Annotated in this window: 20 protein-coding genes; 10 read left to right on the top strand and 10 right to left on the bottom strand. The window is 70.2% G+C overall.

What is annotated here, in order from left to right; all coding sequences use genetic code 11:
* Nucleotides 1-53 precede the first annotated feature (53 nt).
* The 3 genes from ruvB (at nt 54) to WMF42_RS35585 (ending at nt 4,410) form a co-directional block, all read left to right on the top strand.
* Nucleotides 54-1,076, top strand: a complete 1,023-nt coding sequence (ruvB, locus tag WMF42_RS35575) for a Holliday junction branch migration DNA helicase RuvB (RefSeq protein ID WP_061611130.1) — start codon at nt 54-56, stop codon at nt 1,074-1,076.
* Nucleotides 1,077-1,186: 110 nt separating this feature from the next.
* The gene (locus tag WMF42_RS35580) at nt 1,187-3,214 is read left to right on the top strand and encodes a PAS domain S-box protein (protein WP_434043110.1); all 2,028 of its coding nucleotides are present in this window, start codon (nt 1,187-1,189) and stop codon (nt 3,212-3,214) included.
* Entirely contained in the window at nt 3,211-4,410 is a 1,200-nt protein-coding gene (locus tag WMF42_RS35585; protein WP_437687499.1) for a sensor histidine kinase, read from the top strand. The genes WMF42_RS35580 and WMF42_RS35585 overlap by 4 nt, the downstream gene beginning before the upstream one ends.
* 31 nt (nt 4,411-4,441) lie before the next feature.
* Here the strand turns inward: WMF42_RS35585 and WMF42_RS35590 are convergent, their stop codons facing one another.
* The 7 genes from WMF42_RS35590 to WMF42_RS35620 form a co-directional block, all read right to left on the bottom strand.
* On the bottom strand, nt 4,442-4,960 hold the full coding sequence (locus tag WMF42_RS35590; protein ID WP_061611128.1) for a hypothetical protein: 519 nt from the start codon (nt 4,958-4,960) through the stop codon (nt 4,442-4,444).
* The gene (locus WMF42_RS35595; protein ID WP_061611127.1) at nt 4,960-5,682 is read right to left on the bottom strand and encodes an anti-sigma factor family protein; all 723 of its coding nucleotides are present in this window, start codon (nt 5,680-5,682) and stop codon (nt 4,960-4,962) included. Before WMF42_RS35595 ends, WMF42_RS35590 begins: the two co-directional genes overlap by 1 nt.
* Nucleotides 5,679-6,485, bottom strand: coding sequence for a sigma-70 family RNA polymerase sigma factor (locus WMF42_RS35600; RefSeq protein WP_061611126.1), 807 nt, complete (start codon nt 6,483-6,485; stop codon nt 5,679-5,681). The genes WMF42_RS35595 and WMF42_RS35600 overlap by 4 nt, the downstream gene beginning before the upstream one ends.
* Before the next feature lie 113 nt (nt 6,486-6,598).
* Entirely contained in the window at nt 6,599-7,747 is a 1,149-nt protein-coding gene (locus WMF42_RS35605) for a S1C family serine protease (RefSeq protein WP_233562233.1), read from the bottom strand.
* On the bottom strand, nt 7,744-8,046 hold the full coding sequence (locus WMF42_RS35610) for a DUF1844 domain-containing protein (RefSeq protein ID WP_061611124.1): 303 nt from the start codon (nt 8,044-8,046) through the stop codon (nt 7,744-7,746). The genes WMF42_RS35605 and WMF42_RS35610 overlap by 4 nt, the downstream gene beginning before the upstream one ends.
* Nucleotides 8,043-8,273: a hypothetical protein gene (locus WMF42_RS35615; RefSeq protein ID WP_061611123.1), complete on the bottom strand. Its 231-nt coding sequence runs from the start codon at nt 8,271-8,273 to the stop codon at nt 8,043-8,045. Before WMF42_RS35615 ends, WMF42_RS35610 begins: the two co-directional genes overlap by 4 nt.
* A 41-nt stretch (nt 8,274-8,314) precedes the next feature.
* The gene (locus WMF42_RS35620; RefSeq protein WP_434043115.1) at nt 8,315-8,920 is read right to left on the bottom strand and encodes an FKBP-type peptidyl-prolyl cis-trans isomerase; all 606 of its coding nucleotides are present in this window, start codon (nt 8,918-8,920) and stop codon (nt 8,315-8,317) included.
* A gap of 81 nt (nt 8,921-9,001) precedes the next feature.
* Here WMF42_RS35620 and WMF42_RS35625 point away from each other — a divergent pair, with 81 nt between their 5' ends.
* From WMF42_RS35625 to WMF42_RS35640, 4 genes are read left to right on the top strand one after another with little or no spacing between them, the layout of a single operon-like run.
* Nucleotides 9,002-10,465, top strand: coding sequence for an efflux RND transporter periplasmic adaptor subunit (locus WMF42_RS35625; protein ID WP_437687503.1), 1,464 nt, complete (start codon nt 9,002-9,004; stop codon nt 10,463-10,465).
* Nucleotides 10,466-10,471: 6 nt separating this feature from the next.
* Nucleotides 10,472-11,269 carry an ABC transporter ATP-binding protein gene (locus WMF42_RS35630; protein ID WP_061611120.1) on the top strand — a complete coding sequence of 266 codons (798 nt, stop codon included), beginning with the start codon at nt 10,472-10,474 and terminating at the stop codon, nt 11,267-11,269.
* Entirely contained in the window at nt 11,266-12,486 is a 1,221-nt protein-coding gene (locus tag WMF42_RS35635; protein WP_437687506.1) for an ABC transporter permease, read from the top strand. Before WMF42_RS35630 ends, WMF42_RS35635 begins: the two co-directional genes overlap by 4 nt.
* Entirely contained in the window at nt 12,483-13,715 is a 1,233-nt protein-coding gene (locus tag WMF42_RS35640) for an ABC transporter permease (protein ID WP_061611118.1), read from the top strand. The genes WMF42_RS35635 and WMF42_RS35640 overlap by 4 nt, the downstream gene beginning before the upstream one ends.
* A 77-nt stretch (nt 13,716-13,792) precedes the next feature.
* On the opposite strand, the gene WMF42_RS35645 is transcribed toward WMF42_RS35640, so the two are convergent.
* From WMF42_RS35645 to WMF42_RS35655, 3 genes are all read right to left on the bottom strand, one after another.
* On the bottom strand, nt 13,793-15,856 hold the full coding sequence (locus WMF42_RS35645; RefSeq protein WP_061611142.1) for a S1 RNA-binding domain-containing protein: 2,064 nt from the start codon (nt 15,854-15,856) through the stop codon (nt 13,793-13,795).
* Between the two features lie 129 nt (nt 15,857-15,985).
* Nucleotides 15,986-17,086 (bottom strand): Mrp/NBP35 family ATP-binding protein, encoded by a 1,101-nt coding sequence (locus WMF42_RS35650; RefSeq protein WP_061611117.1) that lies wholly within the window; start codon nt 17,084-17,086, stop codon nt 15,986-15,988.
* Nucleotides 17,087-17,230: 144 nt separating this feature from the next.
* Nucleotides 17,231-18,496 carry a hypothetical protein gene (locus tag WMF42_RS35655; protein WP_233562230.1) on the bottom strand — a complete coding sequence of 422 codons (1,266 nt, stop codon included), beginning with the start codon at nt 18,494-18,496 and terminating at the stop codon, nt 17,231-17,233.
* Between the two features lie 241 nt (nt 18,497-18,737).
* On the opposite strand from WMF42_RS35655, the gene WMF42_RS35660 reads away from it, so the two are divergent.
* The 3 genes from WMF42_RS35660 to WMF42_RS35670 all read left to right on the top strand — a co-directional run bounded on the left by WMF42_RS35660 (nt 18,738) and on the right by WMF42_RS35670 (nt 22,225).
* Entirely contained in the window at nt 18,738-19,439 is a 702-nt protein-coding gene (locus WMF42_RS35660; RefSeq protein WP_233562228.1) for a TlpA family protein disulfide reductase, read from the top strand.
* A 141-nt stretch (nt 19,440-19,580) separates the two neighbouring features.
* Nucleotides 19,581-20,105: a peroxiredoxin family protein gene (locus tag WMF42_RS35665; protein ID WP_437687510.1), complete on the top strand. Its 525-nt coding sequence runs from the start codon at nt 19,581-19,583 to the stop codon at nt 20,103-20,105.
* Between the two features lie 104 nt (nt 20,106-20,209).
* A complete protein-coding gene (locus WMF42_RS35670; RefSeq protein ID WP_437687511.1) occupies nt 20,210-22,225 on the top strand; it encodes a hypothetical protein in 2,016 nt (671 codons plus the stop codon).
* Nucleotides 22,226-22,237: the final 12 nt, after the last annotated feature.

Consider the following 22,237-nt stretch of genomic DNA (forward strand, 5'->3'; position numbering starts at 1 on the left):
CGGATCGCCTCCCATCGCTTCCCTTCCCCGTCTCCCCGCGGTACTCCCGTGGCATGCCTGAACGGGCGCTCTCTCCTGCCGAGACAGGCGACGACGATCGCTTCGATCGCCTCTTCCGGCCTGCTTCGCTCGCCGAGTACGTCGGGCAGGCCAAGCACACGGAGAACCTCAAGATCTTCGTGGAGGCGGCGCGCCGGCGGCGCGAGCCGCTGGATCACATGCTCTTCTGCGGCCCGCCCGGGCTCGGCAAGACCACGCTCGCCCACATCCTCGCCCGCGAGATGGGCGTGACCCTCCACGTGACGAGCGGGCCGGCGATCGAGCACAAGGGCGCGCTGGCCGGGCTGCTGACGAAGCTGGAGCGCAACGACGTGCTGTTCATCGATGAGATCCACCGGCTCACGCCGGCGGTCGAGGAGAGCCTCTACCCCGCCATCGAGTCGTTCAAGATCGACATCATGACCGGCGACGGCCCGTACGCGACCACGATCCAGCTCGCGCTCAAGCCGTTCACGCTCGTCGGTGCGACGACCCGCACCGGGCTGCTCACCGCGCCGCTGCTGTCTCGCTTCGGCCACGTCGTCCGCCTCGACTTCTACCCGGTCGAGGAGCTCGAGCGCATCGTGCAGCGCAGCGCCGCGCTGATCGAGGTGCCGATCGACGCCGGCGGGGCGCGCGAGATCGCGGCGCGCGCGCGGGGCACCCCGCGCGTCGCCAACCGCCTCCTGCGCCGCGTCCGCGACTTCGCCGAGGTGCTCGGCGACGGCGCGATCACGATGGCGATCGCGCGCAAGACCGCGGAGCGGCTCGACATCGACCCGGCCGGCCTTGATGAAATGGACCGCAGGCTGCTGCGCGTCATCATCGACCACTACGACGGCGGCCCGGTGGGCGTCGACACGCTCGCGGCGGCGCTCAGTGAGCCGCGCGACACCATCGAGGACGTCTACGAGCCGTTCCTGCTGCAGCAGGGCTTCCTCGGCCGCACGCCGCGGGGCAGGATCGCGACCCGCCGCGCGTACGAGCACCTCGGGCTCGACGCGCCGGCGGCGAAGCAGGGGGATCTCTTCTCCTAGCCCTGCGCGGCGCCGATGCGCGATCCGCCGCGGTCGCGCGTCTGCGCTGCGATCGCGCCCTCCTGGGAAATTCTCTCATCGCCGCAGCGCGGAATCGATAAGCTTGCTGTGTGTCGCGCCGCGATCCTGTGCTCGTCGTCGATGACGATGCCGTCAGTCGGCAGATGTTGCTGCGCGCGCTGGCCGACGCGGGCATCGAGACCATCGCCGTCACCTCCGGCGCGGAGGCGCTCGTCTGGCTCAAGGCGAGCGTCCCCGCGCTCGTGCTGCTCGACCTCGTGATGCCGCCCCCGGACGGGTACGTCGTCCTCAGCGCCGTGCGGGACGACCCCCGGACGAAGGACGTCCCCGTCGTCGTGCTGACGGCGCTCGACGCCGACGAGGAGGTCGCCCGCGCCTTCGAGCTCGGCGCGGACGACTTCATCCGCAAGCCGTTCCGCCCGGCGGAGCTCATCGCCCGCATCCGCGGGCAGCTCCGGATCCGCGACTACGTCGACGCGCTCGCGCGCAAAGAGCACGACGCGAAGGTGGTCCTCGAGCTCACGCAGGCGCTCTCGTCGACGCTCGACTTCCGGAACATCCTCTTCACTGTCGTGCGGCGCATCGCCGAGGTGGCCCGCGTCGACCGCTGCAGCATCGTGCTCGTGCGCGATCAGGGCGACGTCGGCTACGTGGTCGCCGCGAGCGACGACAAGGAGCTCCGGGATCTGCCGATCGACCTCGGCAAATACCCGGAGATCCAGCGGGTCATGCGCACGGGCGACGTGCTCGTGATCGACGACGCGAAGGCGCACCCGCTCTTCGACATCGTGCGCGCGGAGCTCCCGGAGAACGCGTTCCGCTCGCTCGCGCTCCTGCCCATCCTGTTCGAGGACAAGCCGCTCGGCGTGCTCTTCCTGCGCGGCCGGCAGCCCGTGGCCCCCCACGCGCACGAGCTCTCGCTCGCCCGCACCGTCGCGAGCGCCACCGCGATCGCCCTGCGCAACGCGCGCATCCTGCAGTCGCTGCGCGATCAGACGCAGCAGAGCACCTTCGCCCGGTTCGAGGCGGAGCGCCGGCTGAAGGCGCTCCAGCGCTACGCCGATTTCTTCCACTCGACGGCGGACGGCATCATCGTCGTCGACCCCGACGGCCACATCCTCTTCTGCAACCCGCGCGCGCAGGCGATCACCGGGCGCACGGCCGAGGACCTCGAGAAGGCCAACCTCGCCGACCTGGTCGACGCGCGCGAGCTCCCGCTCCTCGAGGAGATCCGCGCTGGCTTCGCGAAGGGATCGTTCCCGCACATGGTGGACTTCACCGTGCGGCGCGGCGACCCCGAGCAGGAGAAGCTCATCCTGAGCTTCAGCTTCAGCAGCGTCCTCCGAGAGGAGAGCGGCGCCGTCCTGGTCAGCTTCCGCGACGTCACCACGGAGCGCGCCACCGAGGCGGAGCTCACCAAGACGAAGGAGTTCCTCGAGCGGGTCATCGAGAGCTCCGTCGACGCGATCGTCTCGGCCAACATGGAGGGGATCGTCCTGCTCTTCAACCGCGCCGCCGAGCGGATCTACGGCTACGACGCAAAGGAGGTCGTCGGCGCGATGAACGTCCGCGCGCTGTACCCCGACCACAACGCCGAGCAGATCATGAGGCTCATCCACGCGAAGGAGCACGGCGGCCCCGGCCGGCTCGAGGGCTACCGAACCGAGGTCCTGGCCAAGGACGGGTCGCGCATCCCGGTGCACCTCTCCGCGGCGCTCATCTTCGAGAACGGCGTGCCCGTCGGCTCCGTCGGCATCTTCACGGACCTGCGCGAGCGGATGCGGATGGAAGCCCGCCTCACCGAGGCGCAGGAGGAGCTGCGCTCTCGCGAGAAGCAGGCCCTCATCGCCGAGCTCGCGGGCGCCGCCGCGCACGAGCTGAACCAGCCGCTCACCAGCGTGCTCGGCTACGCCGAGCTGATCTGCCGTCGGATCGACGACGCGTCCCCCATCAAGGGCGCGGCGGCGACGATCCGCAGCGAGGCCGAGCGGATGGCGGAGATCGTCCGCAAGATCGGCAAGATCACCCGCTACGAGACGAAGTCCTACGTCGGCGCCGCGAAGATCATCGATCTCGATCGGTCGAGCGGCGACGATCCGAGCAGGGTGATCGGGTGAGCGGAAGGACCGCGGAGCACCTGGGGGAGCAGCCGTCGTCCGACGCTCCCGTCACGCTCCGGAAGCCGCTCACCCGAGACATCCCGCTCGAGTGGATCGACAACCTGCTGCTCGCGGCGAGCGAGCTCGATCCCTCCGCCTCCGTCGAGCAGCGCGCCTCGGCGCTGCTCGGCGCGGCCGAGAGGGCGCTCGCGGGCTGCGGGTTCGGCGTCTGCATCCCCGGCGCGGCCGGCGCGCAGCTGGTCATCCGGATGTCGCCGCGGGCGCGACGCGACGACGCCCGCGATCCGGCGCGGCTCCTGCCCGAGTTCGCGTTCGAGCGCGTCGCGGCGATCGAGCCTGAGGGTCGCTCGAGCGTGCACATCGCGGCCGACGACGCCGGGTACCTCGACAGCGCCCCGATCGGAGCGCTGATCGACCGGCTCGCGCTCGCGCTGCGGATCACGATCCGAGAGGCGCGCGCGCAGCAATCGCTGCGCGACCAGATCATCCAGGCCGAGAAGCTGGCCTCCCTAGGGAAGATGGCCGCCGGCGTCGTGCACGAGCTCAACAACCCGCTCACCTCGATCCTCGCCTACTCCGAGTACCTGCGCCGCAAGGGCGAGCGCAGCGGCTTCGACCCCTCGGACATCGAGCGGCTCGCGAGGATCAACGAGGCGGCGGATCGCATCCGCCGCTTCACGCGCGATCTGATCGCCTACTCGCGGCCCTCCGCGGAGAAGCCGGGCGCCGTCTCCCTTCACGACATCATCGAGCGCGCGCTCGTCTTCTGCGAGCACCTCCTCGATCAGACGGGCGTCACCGTGGAGAAGCGCTTCGGCGAGATACCGCCCGTGCACGGCGTCATCGACCCGCTGACGCAGGTGTTCGTGAACCTGGTCACGAACGCGGCGCACGCGATGCACGAGCGCGGCGGTTGCCTTGGCATCGCGACCGCGATGTCACCGAACGACGGCTACATCACGGTGACCCTCCAGGACGAAGGGCACGGGATCCAGGCCGACCACCTGCCGAGGATCTTCGACCCGTTCTTCACGACCAAGACCGACGGCACCGGCACCGGGCTCGGCCTGAGCATCGTGCGGAACATCGTCGCCTCGCACGGCGGCGCCATCCGCGCGGCAGCGCGCGCGCCGCGCGGGACGGTCTTCTACCTGGACCTGCCGATCGCGCTGCCGTCCTCGGGGCGCCGCTGAGCGCTGGGCGCTCCTTGGGCTCGGATTGCGCTCAGGGCGCGACCTTGACACCGAGCACGAGCACGCCGCCTAGGTGCTGCTGACCCGCCACGAAGAAATTCTCGCCGGCCTTGGCGTTCACCTCGAGCAGCGGCAGGAACGTGTTGCCGCCGGGCTTCTGGATGCTCGCGCTGATGACGAAGCGCTTCGGCTCGTCCTGCTTCTTCGCGGCCACGACGTCCTTCAGCGACACCATGAGGACGCTGCCGTTCGGCAGCTTGGTGGTCGTCGGCTTGCCCTTCTGCAGGCTGATCTTCAGCCGATCGAGGAGCTTGTAGCTGTTGTACGCCGAGAACGGCGGCTTCCCGAGCTCGGGCATCTTGCCGATCTTCGGATCGATGCCGGTCCCGTCGTTCGTCGCGTGGAGGACCACGACCTCGGACGTCACCGCGGCCTCGGACGGCGCCGGCGGCGCGGGGGCCGGCGCCTTCTCTTGCGCGACGGCAGGGGAAGGGCTCGCGCCGAGCGCCAGGACCATCATCGCGGTGATCGCACTCGCAAGAAATCTCATCACTGTCCTCCCGGACCGTCATCGGAGAGCCAAACCACCGTGGTCGTCGGGCCTGAGGCCACGGCCTCCCGCGGAACGTAGAAGATGGTGCCCATGCGCGCCCCGAAGTCGACCGCGGCGATCTCGACGCCGGGCGCGATCTCGCCCTCGGCGCTCGGCGCGGCGGCGGGCTCGCTCGGCGGCGCCGCGGGCGCAGGGGCGAGCGCCTCGGGGACCGTCCGCGCCGGCAGCGCCGCGGTAGGCGCCTCGACGTCCATCCGGCCCCAGACCATCAGCGCGGCGGCCGCGGCTACCGCGAGCGCCGTCAGCGCGAAGATCCCGCGCGCGTTGTCGTTGGCCGGCGCTCCGCGGGGGCGCGCCGGGCTGCGAGGTGGCTCGCCCGACGGCGACACGGCGAGCGGCCGCGCGGCAGCGCCGCCGTCGATCTTCGCGACCGCGCCCTCGCCGATCTTCGCGACCGCGCCCTCGCCGATCTTCGCCATCACCGCGTCGGCGATGCTGTCCCCCGCGCCGGAGGCCAGCGCGCTGGCCCGGATCATGTCGGACGCCGTGACGAGCCCTGCGACCTTCGCGCGGCAGCGCGGGTCGTGGAGCACATGGTCCTCCACCTGCCGGTGCCGCGCTTCATCGAGCTCACCGTCGACGTAGAGCATCAGCTCCAGATCCGTCGGCGGGGCGCTCGCCTCCCCGTGGTTCGCCTTGCTGCTGTTGGCGGTACTCACGCGATCTCCTCCGGGTCCGCTGCGGGGCCCTTGCCCTCTTCCTCCGCGTAACAGTCAGCGAGGGCACGCTGAAGCTTCTGACGAGCATGGAACAGGCGGCTCATGATCGTCCCCTTCGAGACCCCCATGGCCTGAGCCATCTCCTCGTAGGACATCCCCTCGACCTCGCGCATCAGGATGACCCCCCGATGGTAAGGAGGCAGCGCGTCGAGCGCGGCCTGAATGCGCCCGGCGATCTCCCGGCGCCGGACGACGTTGAGGGGGTCGGCGCCATCGATCCGAGCGACGAGCGGGAAATCGGACTGATCTTCGGCAGCCTGGTTTTCCTGGAACTCGAGGTCGCGGCGTCCCGGCTTCCGCATGAGGTCGATCGCCAGGTTCGTGACGATCCGGTAGAGCCAGGTGAAGAACGACGAGCCGCCCTGAAAGGAGCCGAGGCCCTTGTAGACCCGGAGAAAGGCGTCCTGCACCAGCTCGCGCGCGTCGTTCTCGTCGCGCACGAGCCCCATGGCGATCGCGAAGGCCCTGCGCTGGTGCCGTTCCACGAGCGAGCGGAATGCCGCCTGGTCACCTTGCTGCGCCCGCTCGATGAGCTCACGATCCTCCTCCGCCTCTCGCCGTCGTGCCTCGCGATTGGACGCACGGGCCGAAGCGCTATTCAGGCGCGCATGAAGCTGCTTTGCGTCACGACGGTCACCGTCCGCGGACGGGTCGTCGCCTTCCGGTTCTCCCGGCTTGTCGCCGGGGTCGCCGGGGGGCGCGACCCGCTCAAGCTCGTCCGGGGGGGCAGGTGCAGAGGCCACGGGGTCAGCTTACCTGAGGAGGCCGGGGGACAAGGAACACCGCGACGCAGGTTGCCTCGTGGGACCTGCGGCGGCTGGCGAGCGCGCCGGACAGGAGACAGGGACCGCCCGGCTCACGGCTCATCGGGCTCTTCGTTGATCTCGGGGAGCTCGCCGAGCGTGAGGCGCACATCGAAGACCCGCTCGAGCCGGGCGACGCGGAGCGTAACGGTCTTGTTCACGCCCGCGATGCTCGCCATCCACCGCAGCTCGTTCGGGTCGGAAATCGCGTTGCCCTCGAAGCCGATGATCACGTCGTCCGGCGCGATCCCGGCCCGCTCCGCGGGCCCCCCCGCCACCACCGTCTTCACCCAGGCCCCCTTGCGATCGGGACGCTTGAGCCGCCCCGCCTCGATCGAGTTGAGGACGTCGACGATCACCCCGACCTGGCTCCGCCGGATCTTCCCGTCGCGCAGCAGCATCGGCAGGAGCTGCCGCACCATGTTGATCGGGATCGCGAAGCCGATGTTGTTGGCGTTGGCGCGCACGGCCGCGTTGATGCCGACAACCTCGCCCTTGAGGTTCAGGAGCGGGCCGCCGGAGTTGCCCGGGTTGATGCTCGCGTCCGTCTGGAGGAAATTGAAATAGCCGCTCGGATCGAGCCCCTTCACGTCATCCCGGGTGCGGCCCTTGGCGGAGAGGATGCCCGCCGAGACCGTGTGGGAGAGGCCGAAGGGGTTGCCGATCGCCACGACCCAGTCGCCGACCTCGATGAAATCCGAGTCGCCCAGGGGAAGCGACGGGAGCCCCTTCTCATCGACCTTCAGCACGGCGACGTCCGTGTGCTTGTCGCGGCCGACGACGGTCGCCTTGATGTCGCGGCCGTCGACGAAGCTCACGAGGATGTCGGTCGCGCCCTCGATCACGTGGTTGTTCGTCAGCAGGTAGCCCTCGGGGTCGTAGACGAAGGCGGTCCCGAGCCCCTCGGCGACCGTGCGGCGACGGCCGCCCGGCTGCTGCCGCTCGACGCGGGCCTTGACCGTCGCGACCGCCGGGTCGGCCCGGCGCGCGAGCGGCGCGAAGGAGCCCGGCATGCCCTCGGAGCGGACGATGGAAGGAGGTGGCGGGGCGGGGGGAGGCGGCGGGGTGGCCACCACGGGCACGGCGCCCGAAGGGACCGAGGAGCTGCTGGCGTTCGAGGTGTGGCCAGGGGAGGCCTTGCTGCACGCGGCGACCAGCCCGGCGAGCAGGACCCACGAGAGAGCCCTGGCGCCGGCGGTCACGACCGCTTCGAGACCTCGAGGTAGCGCATCCGCAGATCGTAGAGCGCCGTTTCGAGCAGCCGTTCCTCGTCGCCCGTGAGGTTCCCCTTGGTCTTCTCCTGGAGCAGGGTGAGCAGGTCGATGTCCTGGTGTGCGAGGACCAGGTTTCGCTCCTCGCTGCCCTCAGGGTTGGGCGCGTCGCCCAGGTGCACGTAGGCGGAGCCGATGATCGACAGCACGAACGTCGAGAAGTCGAGCGTCGGCAGCTCCGGTGAAGCCCCGAGCGGAGGGAGGTCCTCCTGATCCGTCGCGTCGCTCACTCTGTCCCTTCGTCGTCGAGCTCAGGCTCGACCCGCGGTCCATGCGTTGACGCGCCGAGCGCCGGCTGATCGACGGCGATCATCTCGGATTGCTCCTCCACGTCCTGCAAGCTCGCGAGGTGCGACTCGATGGTCGCGGCGCTGAGCGTCCCGCTCGCCAGCAGGCGCTCGCGCACCCGGCGATCGAGGTCCAGCTCCGTCAGCTTGCCCTTCTCACCCACGGTCATGTTGTGATCTCCTCGGACAGACCCGCCAGTTCGCGGCGGGCTTATGACGACTTCTTCGAGAGCGTCACGAGCGGTTCCCCGTGCTCGTGATCGTGGCTGTGCCCGTGGTCATGATCGTGATCGTGATCGTGATCGCAGCACCCGCCGCTCTCGGACTCCTCGATGCGCTCCTCGAGCTCGGCCTGAGCCTGCGCGATCTCCTCCTCGCTGGCGGCGCGCACGTCGCTGACCTGGACCTGAAAGCGCACCTTCTGGCCCGCCAGGGGGTGGTTCGTGTCGACCCGGAAGCCATCGGGGAGGATGTCGACGACCCGGAGCGCGACCGGCTCTCCGTCCGGCCCCTGGGCGACGAACTCGTCGCCGACCTCGACCTCGCCCGCGTCCGGGAAGTCGGCCTTGTCGACCTCGAAGATGCCGGAGTCCTCGCGCTCGCCGAAGGCGTCTTCCGGCGCGACGGTGATCTCGCGCTGCTCGCCGGCGCGCAGCCCCTCGAGGGCGCGCTCCAGACCGGGCACGATCTGAGCGTATCCGTGCACGTAGATGAGCGGCTCCGCGGCGGGCGCCTGGTCGACCGCCTCGCCTTTCTCGTTGAAGAGGACGTAGGACAGCGTGACGACCGTGTCCGTTGCGATGGGCAGCGACTCCATAGGCGGCGTTGGTGTGCCACGGCGGTTCCGCGGTTTCAAGCGAGCCGCGCTGGCGCGGGCGGCATGCTATGAGGACGTCCGATGGCCGATTCCATGGCTCGGGCGACCGGTCGCGACCCTCTCGACGCGTCGGACTCGGCCGCGCAGGTCGGTCCGGAGGCGAAGCGCGCTCGCCCCAGCGATGCGCCGCCGGGCGCGGCGCGACCGACCTCGGCCGCCCCTGCGCCTCACGGGTCCCACGGCGGCGCGCCGCCCCGGGGCCCCCGCGAGGGGGCGCCGCCCCTCCCACGCGGGAGAGAGAGCCTGGAGCAGGAGCTCTCCCGGGTGGGCACGAAGCGCTGGCTCGGGCGGCTCGGCGTCCTCGCGGCGATCGCCGCGATCGTCGCGGCGATCGTGGTGTGGCGCATCCAGACGAGGCCGCCGCCGCCGCCGCGCTACGTCACGGGCGACGTCACCACGGGCGACGTTGTCGAGGTGGTGCAGTCGACGGGGCAGGTGAAGCCGCTCACCGAGGTGCAGGTCGGCGCGCAGGTCTCCGGGCGAATCACCAAGGTTTACGTGGACTTCAACAGCATCGTGAAGGCCGGCGACGTGCTCGCCGAGATCGATCCGACGCTGTTCGGGGCGCAGATCGACTCGAACCAGGCGCAGCTCGAGGCGGCGAACGCGAGCGTCGTGCGCGCCGAGGCGTCGCTCGGGACGGCCAAGCAGCGGCTCGACCGCGCGAAGAAGATGGTCGCGGAGGGGGTCGGCTCGCAGGCCGACCTGGACACGGCGCAGGGCGCCTACGACGTGGCGCTCGCCGATCTCGCGGCCTCGAAGGCGCAGGTGGCCCAGCTCAGGGCGGTGCTCCGCTCCTCCACGACGAACCTCCAGTACACGCGCATCTTCTCGCCCATCGACGGCGTCGTCATCAGCCGCGCGATCGATCCCGGGCAGACCGTGGCGGCGAGCTTCCAGGCGCCCACGCTCTTCGTGATCGCCCAGGATCTCCGCAAGATGCGCGTGCTCGCCGACATCGACGAGGCGGACGTCGGGCGGCTCCGCGAGGCCATGGAGGCCGACGTCAGCGTCGACGCGTTCCCGGGCGAGACGTTCCGGGGGACGGTGAGCCAGGTGCGCTACAGCCCCCTGAACCAGTCCGGCGTGGTGACGTACGCGGCGGTCGTCGAGGTCGACAACCCCGACATCAAGCTGCGGCCGGGGATGACGGCGACGGTGAGCATCCGGTCCGCCGAGGCCAGGGGGGTGCGGCGGCTGCCGAACGCGGCGCTCCGGTTCAAGCCGGCGCCGGAGCGGGACAAGGACGGCAAGGAGATCAAGGGGCCGCCCCTCGAGCCGCTCCCGCCGAAGAAGGGCCGCGTCTACGTGCTGACCGACGCGACGCCGGGCGCGGAGAAGATCGAGCCGCGCGTCGTCGATGTCGGGATCACCGACGGCATCTTCACCGCGCTGTCGACCGATCTCGGGCCGGTCAAGGTCGTCACCGACGAGAACGATGGTCCGTCGTCGGGCGGCAGGGGGCGCGGCCCCCGGCTGTTCTGAGGCGCGATGCTGCCGCAGAGCCAGGGCGTCGCCGCCGTGCTCCGAGACGAGCCGCTCATCGAGCTCTCGAGCGTCGGCAAGGACTACACGACCGAGGCCGTCGTCGTGAGGGCGCTTCGCCACGTGGATCTGACGATCCAGCACGGTGATTTCGTCGCGATCGTCGGGCAGAGCGGCTCGGGCAAGAGCACCTTGATGAACATCATCGGGTGCCTGGACCGGCCGACGCGGGGCACGTACCGGCTCGACGGGCTCGACGTCACCCGGCGCAGCAACGACGCGCGCGCCATCGTAAGGAACCGCCTGATCGGGTTCGTCTTTCAGGGGTTCAACCTGCTGCCGCGGACCACGGCGCTCGAGAACGTGGAGCTGCCGCTCGTCTACCGGGGCATCGGCGCCGCGGAGCGGCGCAAGCGGGCGCTCGACGCGCTCGGCGCGGTGGGGCTGGCCGAGCGCCTGCACCACACGCCGAACCAGCTCTCGGGCGGCCAGCAGCAGCGCGTCGCCATCGCGAGGGCGCTCGTCACCTCGCCGCCGCTGCTCCTCGCCGATGAGCCCACGGGCAACCTCGACACCCGCACGAGCTTCGAGGTGCTCGGGCTCCTGCAGCGGCTCAACCTGGACGGGATCACCATCGTCCTCGTCACGCACGAGCCGGACATCGCCGCCTGCGCGAGCCGCGTGATCACGATGCGCGACGGCGAGGTCCGCAGCGATCTCAGGAACGACCGTCCCGTCGATGCGGCCGAGGCGCTGGCCGCGCTGCCGCGGCCCGAGGCGGAGGCCCACGAGCAGGCGCCGTGAGGGGGTACTTCGCCGCCATCCGGATCGCGCTGCGCGCCATCGTCCGCTCGAAGCTCCGCGCCGCCCTGACGGTGCTCGGCATCCTCATCGGGGTCGCGGCCGTGGTGGTCGTCGTGGCGCTCGGGACGGGCGTGCGCAACCGCATCCTGGGCGAGATCTCGGGCCTGGGCGCGAGCTCGATCTACATCTTCCCGCAGTCGACGCAGGCGTCGGGGCTGAAGCGCCGCGACAGCGTGCGGATGTCGGAGGCCGACGGGGCCGCGATCCTGAAGGAGTCGATCAGCGTGGCCGCGCTGAGCCCGTTCAGCTCGACCTCGATGCAGATCGTGGCCGGAGAAGCCAACGTCGCGACGCAGATCATGGGCGTGACGCGGAGCTACCTCGAGATCCTGTCGTACAGCGTCGACAAGGGCGACGGCTGGACCGAGGCAGACGAGCAGCTCAAGACGAAGGTCTGCGTCATCGGCGAGACCGTCCGGGAGAACCTGTTCGGCTCGGACGAGGCGGTGGGGCAGTACATCCGGATCGGCAAGCACCCGTTCCGGGTGATCGGGGTGCTCGCGAAGAAGGGGCAATCGCCGTTCGGCGAGGACCAGGACGACCGGCTGCTCATGCCGATCGGCAGCTTCCGGTCGCGCGTCGTGCCGAGCGCGCCGGGCAGGGTGCAGATGCTCATCGCGGCCGCGACCAGCGAGCGGACCGTCGACCGCGCGGTGGAGCAGATCGACCGGATCCTCCGGCAGCGCCGCCAGATCGCGCCCGACGATGAGCCGGATTTCGTGATCCGCACGCAGGCGGAGTTCCGGGCCTCCCAGGAGCGGATCATCGACACCTTGACGATGCTCCTGTCCTCGATCGCCGCTGTCTCGCTCCTCGTCGGCGGCATCGGCGTCATGAACATCATGCTGGTCAGCGTCACCGAGCGGACGCGCGAGATCGGCATCCGCATGGCGATCGGCGCCTCGGAGGGCGACATCCTGGTCCAGTTCCTTGTCGAGGCGATCACCCTGTCGCTCATCGGCGGCCTGATGGGGCTCGGCGCGGGGCTCGGCCTCATCCAGATCTTCGCCGCGGCGCTCGGCTGGAGCATGACGTTGCCGCTCAGCGCGGTCGCCGTCGCGGTGGGGACGAGCGCCACGATCGGGGTCGTCTTCGGGTTCTTCCCGGCGCGCCGCGCCGCGCGTCAGGATCCCATCACCGCCCTGAGGCACGAATGATCGCGGCGCTCACCCGCGTCTTGTCGGCGGTCGTGATCGCGCTGCGCGCCGTCCGCCGGAACAAGCTCCGCGCGGGGCTCACGATCCTCGGGATCACCATCGGCGTCGCGGCCGTGGTCACCGTCACCGCGCTGGCGAGCGGCGCGCGCGCCAACGTCAACGCGCAGATCTCGAACCTCGGCTCCAACTCGCTCATCGTCTTCGCGCGCTCCGCCCGCGCCTCGGGCGTCCGCAGCACCACGGGCGCGAAGCTCTCGGAGCTCGACAGCCAGGCGCTCCTGCGCGAGTCGACGAGCATCCGGCTCGCGGCGCCTTTCCTCAGGTCGAGCGCCCAGGTCATCTACGAGGGCCAGAACTCGAGCCCGACGCTCGTCGGCACGCGCCTCAGCTACTTCGAAATCCGAAGCTGGAAGGTGGCCCAGGGAGAGGCGTGGAGCCCCGCCTCGGAGAACCTCTCCGAGAAGGTCGTCGTGATCGGCGCGCAGACCGCGCGGGATCTGTTCGGATCGCTCGACCCGATCGGCCGCATGGTGCGGGTCGGCCGACAGGCCTACCGCGTGCTCGGCGTGCTCGAGGAGAAGGGGGCGTCGCCCTTCGGGCAGAGCCAGGACGACATCGTGCTGATGCCCATCACCACGATGCGGTCGCACGTCGTCGCCACGCGGCCGGGCGAGGTGCACGCGATCCTGCTGAGCTCGACGTCGGCCGAGACGTCCGAGCGCGCCAGGCAGCAGGCCGAGGCGATCCTCCGGCAGCGGCACCGCATCGGCGAGGGCGACGAGGACGACTTCGCCGTCCGGAGCCAGGCGGAGTTCCAGGCCATGCAGGACGCGATCTTCGCGGCGCTCTCCGCATTGCTCGTCAGCATCGCGGCGGTGTCGCTCGTCGTCGGCGGCATCGGCGTGATGAACATCATGCTGGTGTCGGTCACGGAGCGCACCCGGGAGATCGGCATCCGGATGGCCATCGGCGCCCGGGAGATCGACATCCTGCTGCAGTTTCTGCTCGAGGCGCTCGTGCTCGCCACGCTCGGCGGCCTGGTCGGCAGCGCGCTCGGGTACGGCGTCATCCTCGGGTTCTCGAGCGCCCTCGGCTGGCCGATGAAGCTCGAGCCCGTGGCGCTCGGCGTCGCGCTCGGGGTGAGCACGGCGATCGGGATCGTCTTCGGGTTCTTCCCGGCGCGTCGGGCCGCGCGCATGGATCCGGTGAACGCGCTCGGGCGCGAGTAGCGCGCGCTCCCCCGGACCGCCGCGGCGACCCGGGGAAGGCGGAGGCGCGGCCGCGCGGGCGGCGCGCGCCTCCAGGCTCAGCTCTTCTTCATCAGGTCGGCGAACGTGCCGAACTTGGCTTCGCGCGCGACGCCGGCGCGGTACTGCTGGTACGCCTGCTTCTCGGCGTCCTCCTTGAGGGCGCGGATCGACAGCTTCGCCTCTCCCCGGCGCGGATCCACCTCGATGACCTTCGCGTCGAGCTGGGTTCCGATGGGGAACTCCTTGCGAAGGTCGGTGCCGCGCTGCGTGCCCGTGTGGCCGGCCGGGATGAAGCCGCGGGCCGCCCGGCCCGTGGCGCCGAGCACCCGGACGACGAGCCCCCCTTCCGTCACCTGCGTGACGGCGACCTTCACCGGCCTGCCCTGCTGCACGCGCTGGCGCGGCTCGGCCTCCTCGCCCTCGGGCGGGGCGGGGTGGAGCCCGATCCGCCGGGCCGCGGCGTCGCAGCTCGCGACCACCACGTCGATGTCGTCGCCGACCTTCACGACCTCGTCCGGGTGCTGGATCGGCTTCATCGACAGATCGGCCGTGTGGATGAGCCCATCGATGCCCGGCTCGAGTTCGACGAAGGCGCCGAACGGCTGCAGGCGAGCGACCTTGCCCTTGTGGCGCGTCCCGACCGCGTACTTGTCCTTCACCGCGTCCCACGGGTCGACCGTGGCGGCCTTGCGGCTCAGCCAGAGCTTGCCCTTGTCGTCGACGCGCAGGACCTTCACGTCGATCTCGGCGCCCGGCTTGAACAGGTCGGCCAGCTTGGCGCCGCGGTCGTGGCTCGCCTCGCTCATGTGGACCAGCCCCTCGACGCCGCCGGCGTCGGGGAGCGCGACGAACACGCCCCACGCGACGACCTTGCGCACGACGCCCTTGTGCAGCGAGCCGGGCTCGATCGACGTGAGCGCCTCGGTGCGCGCCTTCCGGTTCTCCTCCTCGAGCATCTTGCGGCGGGACACGACGATGTCGCGCCCCTTCTTCGCGAACTGCGTCACGATGAAGTCGAGCCGCTGGCCCACGAGGTAGTTGAGGTCGGCCCCGTGGCGCAGGTCGACGTGCGACGCCGGCGCGAACGCGCGGAGACCGCCGAGGTCAACCTCGAGCCCGCCCTTGACCGCTCCGGTCACGAACCCTTCGATCGCCTCGCCGCTCTGGAGCGCCGCCTCGGCGCGCGCGCGCGCCTGATCGAGCTGCACCGGCGCCCTCGACAGGAGGAGCATGCCCCCGCGCACCCCGGTGCTCGCCACCGTCGCGATGAACTGGTCGCCGTCGACAGGCGGCTCCTCATCGAGGATCTCGCGCCGGTCGAACAGCCCCGTGGCCTTGCCAGCGATGTCGATCCAGATGGCGTGGTCAGTGATCCTGCTGACCTTGCCGAACACTTCCTCGCCGATGCTGAAGGCCGGGCGCTCGCGCGGCGGCGGCGCGCCTTGACCCTTGCGCCGCTTGCGTTTCTCGCCTCCGGGCTGGGGCTGCCCCCCTGCCTCGTCGGCCGCCTGCTCCTCCTCGCCCTCGTCCTCTGCAGCGTCGGACGCCTCCGCGTCTCCTGCCTCGGCCGCGGCTCCGACCGCCTCGGCGGCCTCGGCCCCGGGCTGGCCCGCTTCCTCCGCGCCCTTGCGACGGCGGCGACGGCGGCGCTTTTTTCCAGCGCCCCCCTCCGTCGGCGCGGCCGCGCCAGCCTCGACGGCCAGCGCCGGCTTCGCTGCCTGCGCGGGCTTCCCGGCTTGCGCGGGCTTCCCGGCCGCCGGAGCGCTCCGCCTGCCCGGAGCACCCGGCTTGCGGTTGCCGATGTCATCCCGCGGCAGACCCGGAACGCGGTTGCCGATGTTGTCGCCCGGCTGCTCTTCCCAGTCGTCGTCATCGTCGGCAGAGCTCGCCTGGGCGGCGGCTGCCGCTGCGGCGGGGGTTGCCTCGTCCTGGGTCGGGCTCGCCTGCGGCGATGTTTCTCCGCCGGATTCGCCGCTCGCTTCCGGCGGGGAGGTGGACCCCGCCTCGTGAGCTTGGGCTGCCTGCTCGGGCGCAGCGTTCGACGACTCGAGCGGGCCGCCCTGGTCGACCGGAGCTGCCGGCGCGTCCGCCGGCGTGGTGGTATTTTCGTGGGTATTCATCCGCGCCTCGCGCGACAACGCATGCCGATGGGGGCGAAACGTGCTCGCGTTCTCTCCAGCGGCCCCCTCGGTTTGATTGGGGGGGAAGGGGCCGGAACCATAACGTACCCGGGACGTTTACGCGAGAGCCTACCGCATGATGGGCAGGTGCTTGTTCGTTCCGCCGCTCCGGTCGATGCGCAGGCCGCCCCCGCTCGCGAGGTCGTGGGCGCTGACCTGGGCGGCCAGCCGCTCCGCCACATCCACGAAAGCGCGCGCGATCGGGCTGCCCGGGGCAGCCTGAACGACCGGGGTGCCGGCGTCGCCCCACTCCCGGATGGCGGCGTCCATGGGGATCTGGCCGAGCAGCGGCGCCTCGGCAAACTCGGCGATCTTCTGCCCGCCGCCGGCACCGAAGAGCTCGTGCCGCTTGCTGCACCCGTCGCAGACGAAGTAGCTCTCGTTCTCGACCACGCCGAGCAGGGCGATCCCGACTTTCTGGGCCATCGAGACCGATTTGTACACGTCCTGGAGGGCTACCTCCTGCGGCGTCGTCACGACGATCGCCCCCGTGGTCCTCATCTTCTGGGAGATCGTCAGCGCGATGTCCCCGGTCCCGGGCGGCAGATCCAGCACGAGGTAATCTAGCTCACCCCATTCCACGTCGCGCATGAACTGGATGAGGGCGTTCTGGAGCATCGGCCCGCGCCAGACGACCGCCGACCTCGGATCTTCCAGCAGGAAGCCGATGGACATGAGCTTCACGCCGAAGCGCTCGAGCGGCAGGAACTTCTGTCCGTCGGCGGACGTCGGGCGACCCATCACGCCGAGCATGGTCGGCACGCTCGGCCCGTACATGTCCGCGTCGAGCAGGCCGACCTTCGCCCCCTCGCGGCTGAGCGCCAGGGTCAGGTTGGCGGCGACCGTGCTCTTGCCGACCCCGCCCTTGCCGCTCATCACGAGGACGATGTTCTTCACGCGCGGCGACGGATCGTCCGGAAGGATGGTGCGCGTCGGGATGCTGACCTCCCAGGCGATCCGGACGTCCTTCGCGCCGGCGCCCTTGAGGGCGGCCTCGATGTCCGCCGCGAGCCGCTGCTTGAAGTAGCTGGTCAGCTCGACGGTGAGCGACACCGCGCCGTTCTCGACCGAGAGATCCCGGACGCGATCGAGCTCCGTGAGCGGGCGCTGGAGGTCCGGAGCGACGACCTTTGCCAGCGCACCGAGCGCGGCGTCCTTCGTGATGGCCATGGGTCGAAGGAGTTAGGACTGCTCCGGATTCCCGTCAACCGGCGAGCGCAGCGGGCTCGCGGCCGCTCGCTTGGGCCGGGCGCAGGGCGACATCGGTCGTCCCTGCGCGTCCCCAGCGCCCTGCCCTGCCTCCGGCCGGTCTCCTCACCAGCAGGTGGCGACCTTGGAGGACTGATCCCTGGGGTCGACCCGGCGCGACGGCAGGTAGCAGCGCGAGTCCACACATTCCCTGTTCGAGTTCGTCTCGACGCACACGCACTCCCCGGCGAGCCCTCCGGGCGACTTCGGGCAGACGTCCTCTGCGTTGCTCTCGTTCAGCAGCGTGGTCGGGTCGTCCATGGTGCACCGGACCGGCAACGCCGCATCGAGGCACGCGCGCTGGCCGCGCAACGTCGTGGCGCACTCCATGGTGGAGCCTGCGTCACCGCAGTCGGTGTCGTTGCGGCACGGCTCGCAGAAGTTGCCCTCCCCGACGCAGGCGCCGAACCGCGGCGTGCACACCTCGCCCTCGCACTGGTAGTCGAGGTCGCAGTCGGAGTCCTCGCTGCACGCCCGGGCGCACCGGCTCTCGCCGCCGATCGTGACGCAGCGCTGCCCTGGGACGAGCGAGCAGTCGAGATCGGAGCTGCACGGCGCGCACTGGGCGCGCTTGACGCAGTTGGTGCGCAGCAGGCACAACGACCCCTCGACATAGGAGTTGCCGTCGCCGAACGTGGCGGGGTCGACGCACTCCTCGGTCGTCTCGCCGCAGAAGCTGTTATCCCCCTTCTCCGTGCCGCAGATCGCGTGAGGATCGCGGGTCACCGCGCACTCGTAGCCGCCGGGGCAGTCCGCGTCGCTCGCGCAATGCGGCTGCGTGCAGTAGGCCTCCGCGTCTCCCTCCCCCTTGCCGAGGCACTCCAGGCCGAGGGAGGTGCACTCGGCGGGAGCGCACGTCGGAATGAAGCAGTCGCTGCCGTCGGCGCACTTCCCGGCGTTGCAGGCGGGGTCGTCGCCGCACGCCGCCGTGTCGCGCTGGCACTCGCCGGGGTTGCCGTTGCACTGCATCGGGTTGCACGGCGAGTCGTCGGGGCAACGCCCGAACTGGCCGCACTCGGGACCGAACGGACAGGGCGCTCCGAAGCCCACGAGCGTCCCGTTCGACCGACAAACGGAAATCTCGGCGTTCGTGTCATCTTCCTCGGCCGGCATACAGTCCTGGAGACCAGGGACGCATTCGAGGTGGCTGCTGCACTTGAGCACGCAGCGGTTGCCCACGCAGGTGTTGCCCTCCAGGCAGAGCTCGGGCTCGCACTTGCCCTCGCAGATGCCGTTCACGACGACCCCGCCGAAACATTCATCCCGCGGAGTGCTCGACGAGGAGCAGGCGCCGCCCGCGCTGGCAGCCCCCATCGCCAGGCAGCCCAGCATCAGAAACGCGTGGATACGACGGAAGCGGGGCCGATGGGCGCCCTGAGAGGCGACAACCTGCTGCATAGGACCTCAACGCGGGAAACGCCCGCGGATGGGGCAGGCACGGCGGGCCTGGCCGGAGATTGCGGAAAGCACCCCCCGAGCGAAACGGGCGCGACAAGGTTGCCCTTGACGCCCCCCGTGCCGCCCAGAAGAATGAGCACTCCTACACCATACTTCAGGCGGTGGCATCATGCGAATGGACGCAGTTCTCGGTGGGATGGCCCTTGGCGTCGTGGCGACCCTGGGGCTCGTCGGCTGCGCGGGAGAAGAGGATCCCATACCGGCTCCTGATTTTCCTGAGGGGACGGGACAGCCTGCGGCCAACGCTGCTCGCTACCCGGCGGGTCCCTACGGGGTCAACCCTGGCCGGGTAATCGCGAACTATCAGTTCGTCGGGTACGCCAACGCCGACGCGGACAACGACACGATGCAGCCGATTCAGCTCGCCGACTTCTACAACCCGACCGGGACGGAGGTATTTCCCGAGGGCTCGCAGTACGGCGCTGGCGAGCCGAAGCCGAAGGTGCTGCTGATCGACGTCTCGTCCGTGTGGTGCGGCCCCTGCAGGATCGAGGCGGAGTCAGTCCTGCCCAGGCTCTACGAGAAGTATCAGCCGCTGGGCGGCGAGTTCCTGATGCAGCTCGCGGACGGGAGGAATCCGGGCGAGCCGGCGGTGGCGCTCGACCTGCGCCGCTGGACGACCCAGTATGAGGTGAAGTACCCATCGGCGATCGACCCTTCGTACAAGCTCGGGGCGCTCTTCCAGTCAGACGCGTTCCCGGCGAACATGCTCGTCAGGACCCAGGACATGACCGTCATCGAGGTCGTCGCCGGCGTGCCCGCTGAGGACAGCAATTTCTGGCGAACCTTCGAGAAGATCATGAACGGCGAGATCTGAACGGATCGCCGTGCGCGCGTCGTCGAGTCGCCGGACGACACGCCGAGTGGACCCCCTGCCAGGGCGCCGCGACAGGCGCCCGCGACGTTGAGCCTCGTATCCGTCGGCCGCTCAGGCCGGCCCATTCGCCAGGAAAGCCCGATGAACCGAACCACCCGCTGCGCGCTCTCGCTCGCGTTCACTGTCCTCGGCCTCGCGGCCACCTCGTGCGGAGCAGCCTCCGGCGGCTCATCGTCGAGCCCGGCGCCAGACTTCGCTCTCCCCGCCCTCGACGGCAAGACGATCAGGCTCTCGGACTATGCCGGCAAGAGCGTCGTCTTGATCGATTTCTGGTCGACCACCTGCGATCCGTGCCTGGCGGAGATGCCCCACCTCGTCGAGCTCTACAAGAAGCACAGGGAAAAGGGGTTCGTCGTGCTCGCCGTGTCGCTCGATGGGCCGGAGTCCCGCGCGCAGGTGAGCAGCACGGTCCACGACCAGGAGATGATCTTCCCGGTGCTGCTCGACGAGGAGACGACCGTGGCCGCCAAGTACAACCCGAAGCGCGAGCTCCCGTTCGCCGTGCTCATCGGCCGAGACGGCACGATCCTCCACAAGCGCGGCGGGTACCAGCCCGGCGACGAAGCCGTCCTGACCGAGCAGGTCGAGAAGGCGCTCGTCCAGTGACGCCGGGCCGTCGCGCCGGGGCGACCGCCCGGCGCGCGCTCGCGCCTCGATGGGCTGCTTGATCGCTGCTCCACGGCCCAGAGCTCCGTGGTAGGAACCTGACGGTGCGCAGCCAGCTCCACGTCGTCCGTCCTTGCCTGATAGCGGCGCTCGTCCTCGCGGCCTGCCCGGCGGGGGCGATCGAGCTCCCGAATGTCGGGGGTGAGCCGGTCTCGCTCGACGTCGTGAACACCGCGGCCGCCACCTACCACTTCGACAACCGCAACGACGACTCCCGTTATCCTTCCCGATACCTCGACGACAACTACGGAGAGATCCTCGACCGGCTGGACGCTCAGATCAACTGGTGGCGCCTGCAGCTCGGCACGCGGCTCAACGCGTCTTTTTACGTGGCCAGGCCGTCGGCGACGAGCATCGACCTGCAGCAAAAGGTCCTGGACGATGAGGTCTCGTTCTCGCTGGAAGACGCCAGGCGGGAGCTCCACACGCGGTATCGAACGACTGTCTATCCGGCGAAGCTGTGGCTGACCTACACCTATCCCGGCGTCGAGGCCACGGTGGGCGACTTCTACGCCCAGCTCGGACGCGGCCTCGTCTTCAGCGTGCGCAAGATGGACGAGCTGGCCATCGACACGACGCTGAGGGGCGGCAGGCTCGTGCTCGACAAGGACTTCGGGGCGCTCAGGCTCGAGGCCACCGCCATTGCCGGGCAGATGAACCCGCTGCGCGTGGACGACGCGAGCGGCCGGCGGCTCCACGGAGATGGGTCGCCGCTCTTCTTCGGCTTCCCTGCCGCCGACGACCTGGTCACGAACGAGACGACGCTGGATGCGCAGGGTAACCCCCGCACCCGCGCGGTGGTGGAGGCGGCACGACCGAACTACCTGGAGGACACCGTGCTCGGCGGGCGCTTGGAGGCAGGCGTGAAGGGCGTCGAGCTCGCGGCGAACGGCGCGCTGCTGCTGCGCAAGTCTTACACCGAGGAGTACAACCGGTGCTTGAGCGAGGGCGGCGCGGATCCGCAGGCCGCGCCGCGGCTGTGCGGCGGTCAATTCCCCGAGTTCAACGTCGTCAGCGCGCCGCCTGCGCGGCAGCACAACACGATCCGGACGTTCAGCGGCTCGGTGAGCATACCGTCCATCGCCCAGCGCGGTGACCTCTACGTCGAGGTCGCCGGCCAGCAGCTTCGCGACGGCCACCTCGACCGGGACAATGCGCCGACAAAGGACCTGTCCGGCTATGCGGTCTACGTGGCAGCGAACGGGCGCAGCGGGCCGCTCGCGGTCTCCCTCGAAGGCAAGCACTACCGGCGATTCTTCCCCCTGTCGGCCAACATCGACGTCTCGGTGCTGTCGAACCCCGGGTTCAGCGCGCCGGAGTTCGAAGGGGTGGCGTACAACCAGCCTCCGACGGCAGAGCCCGTCTATGTCGAGCCGATCGGGGCCCCCAACGTCTGTGTGACAGGGGGGCGCGGGCGGGCCGACTACCGCTTCAACCGGGGCGCGGCCATCTACGCCTGGCTCGGTCGCTATGTGAGCTTCTCTGAGCGCCAGGCGAACCACGAATGCAACACGGAGGAAGCGTACCGGACCGACACATGGGACGCCGCGGCGGGCACCGAGATCGACTTCGACGGTCGCCGCTCGCACGTACGCACATGGGCTGGAGTTCGGCAATCCGATGAGGCCGATTCCGGCAACGTCTTCTACAGCGAAGGCTACGTCCGCTACGACGTCGTGAAGCACCTCACGGGCGCGTTCTCGGTCCAGGTCCAGGGCAACAGCCGTCGCCGTTACAGGCCGGAAAACTTCGAATCATCCTGGCTCGAAGGGGACAACTACCTCGCGCTCCAGTGGTCGCCCCATATCGCTGCAATTTTCGGCCACGAGTACACGTCCGTGCCCGGGTGTGGGCCCGGCAAGGAACGCGAGTTTTGCCACTTCTTCAACGGGGGGTTGCAGTGGAAGTCCGGGTCCAGGAGGACGACGCTCGACCAGGTCGTCGACACGGTGAATCTCTTCGTCGGCCAGCGGCGCGGGGGCTTGCGGTGCGTCTCCGGCGTGTGCCGCTCCTTCCCGCAGTTCGAAGGCGCGCGGCTCGAGCTCGTCTCACGGTTCTGATCGATCGGGCGC

The organism is Sorangium sp. So ce176, assembly GCF_051519835.1.
GTDB lineage: Bacteria > Myxococcota_A > Polyangia > Polyangiales > Polyangiaceae > Sorangium > Sorangium cellulosum_G.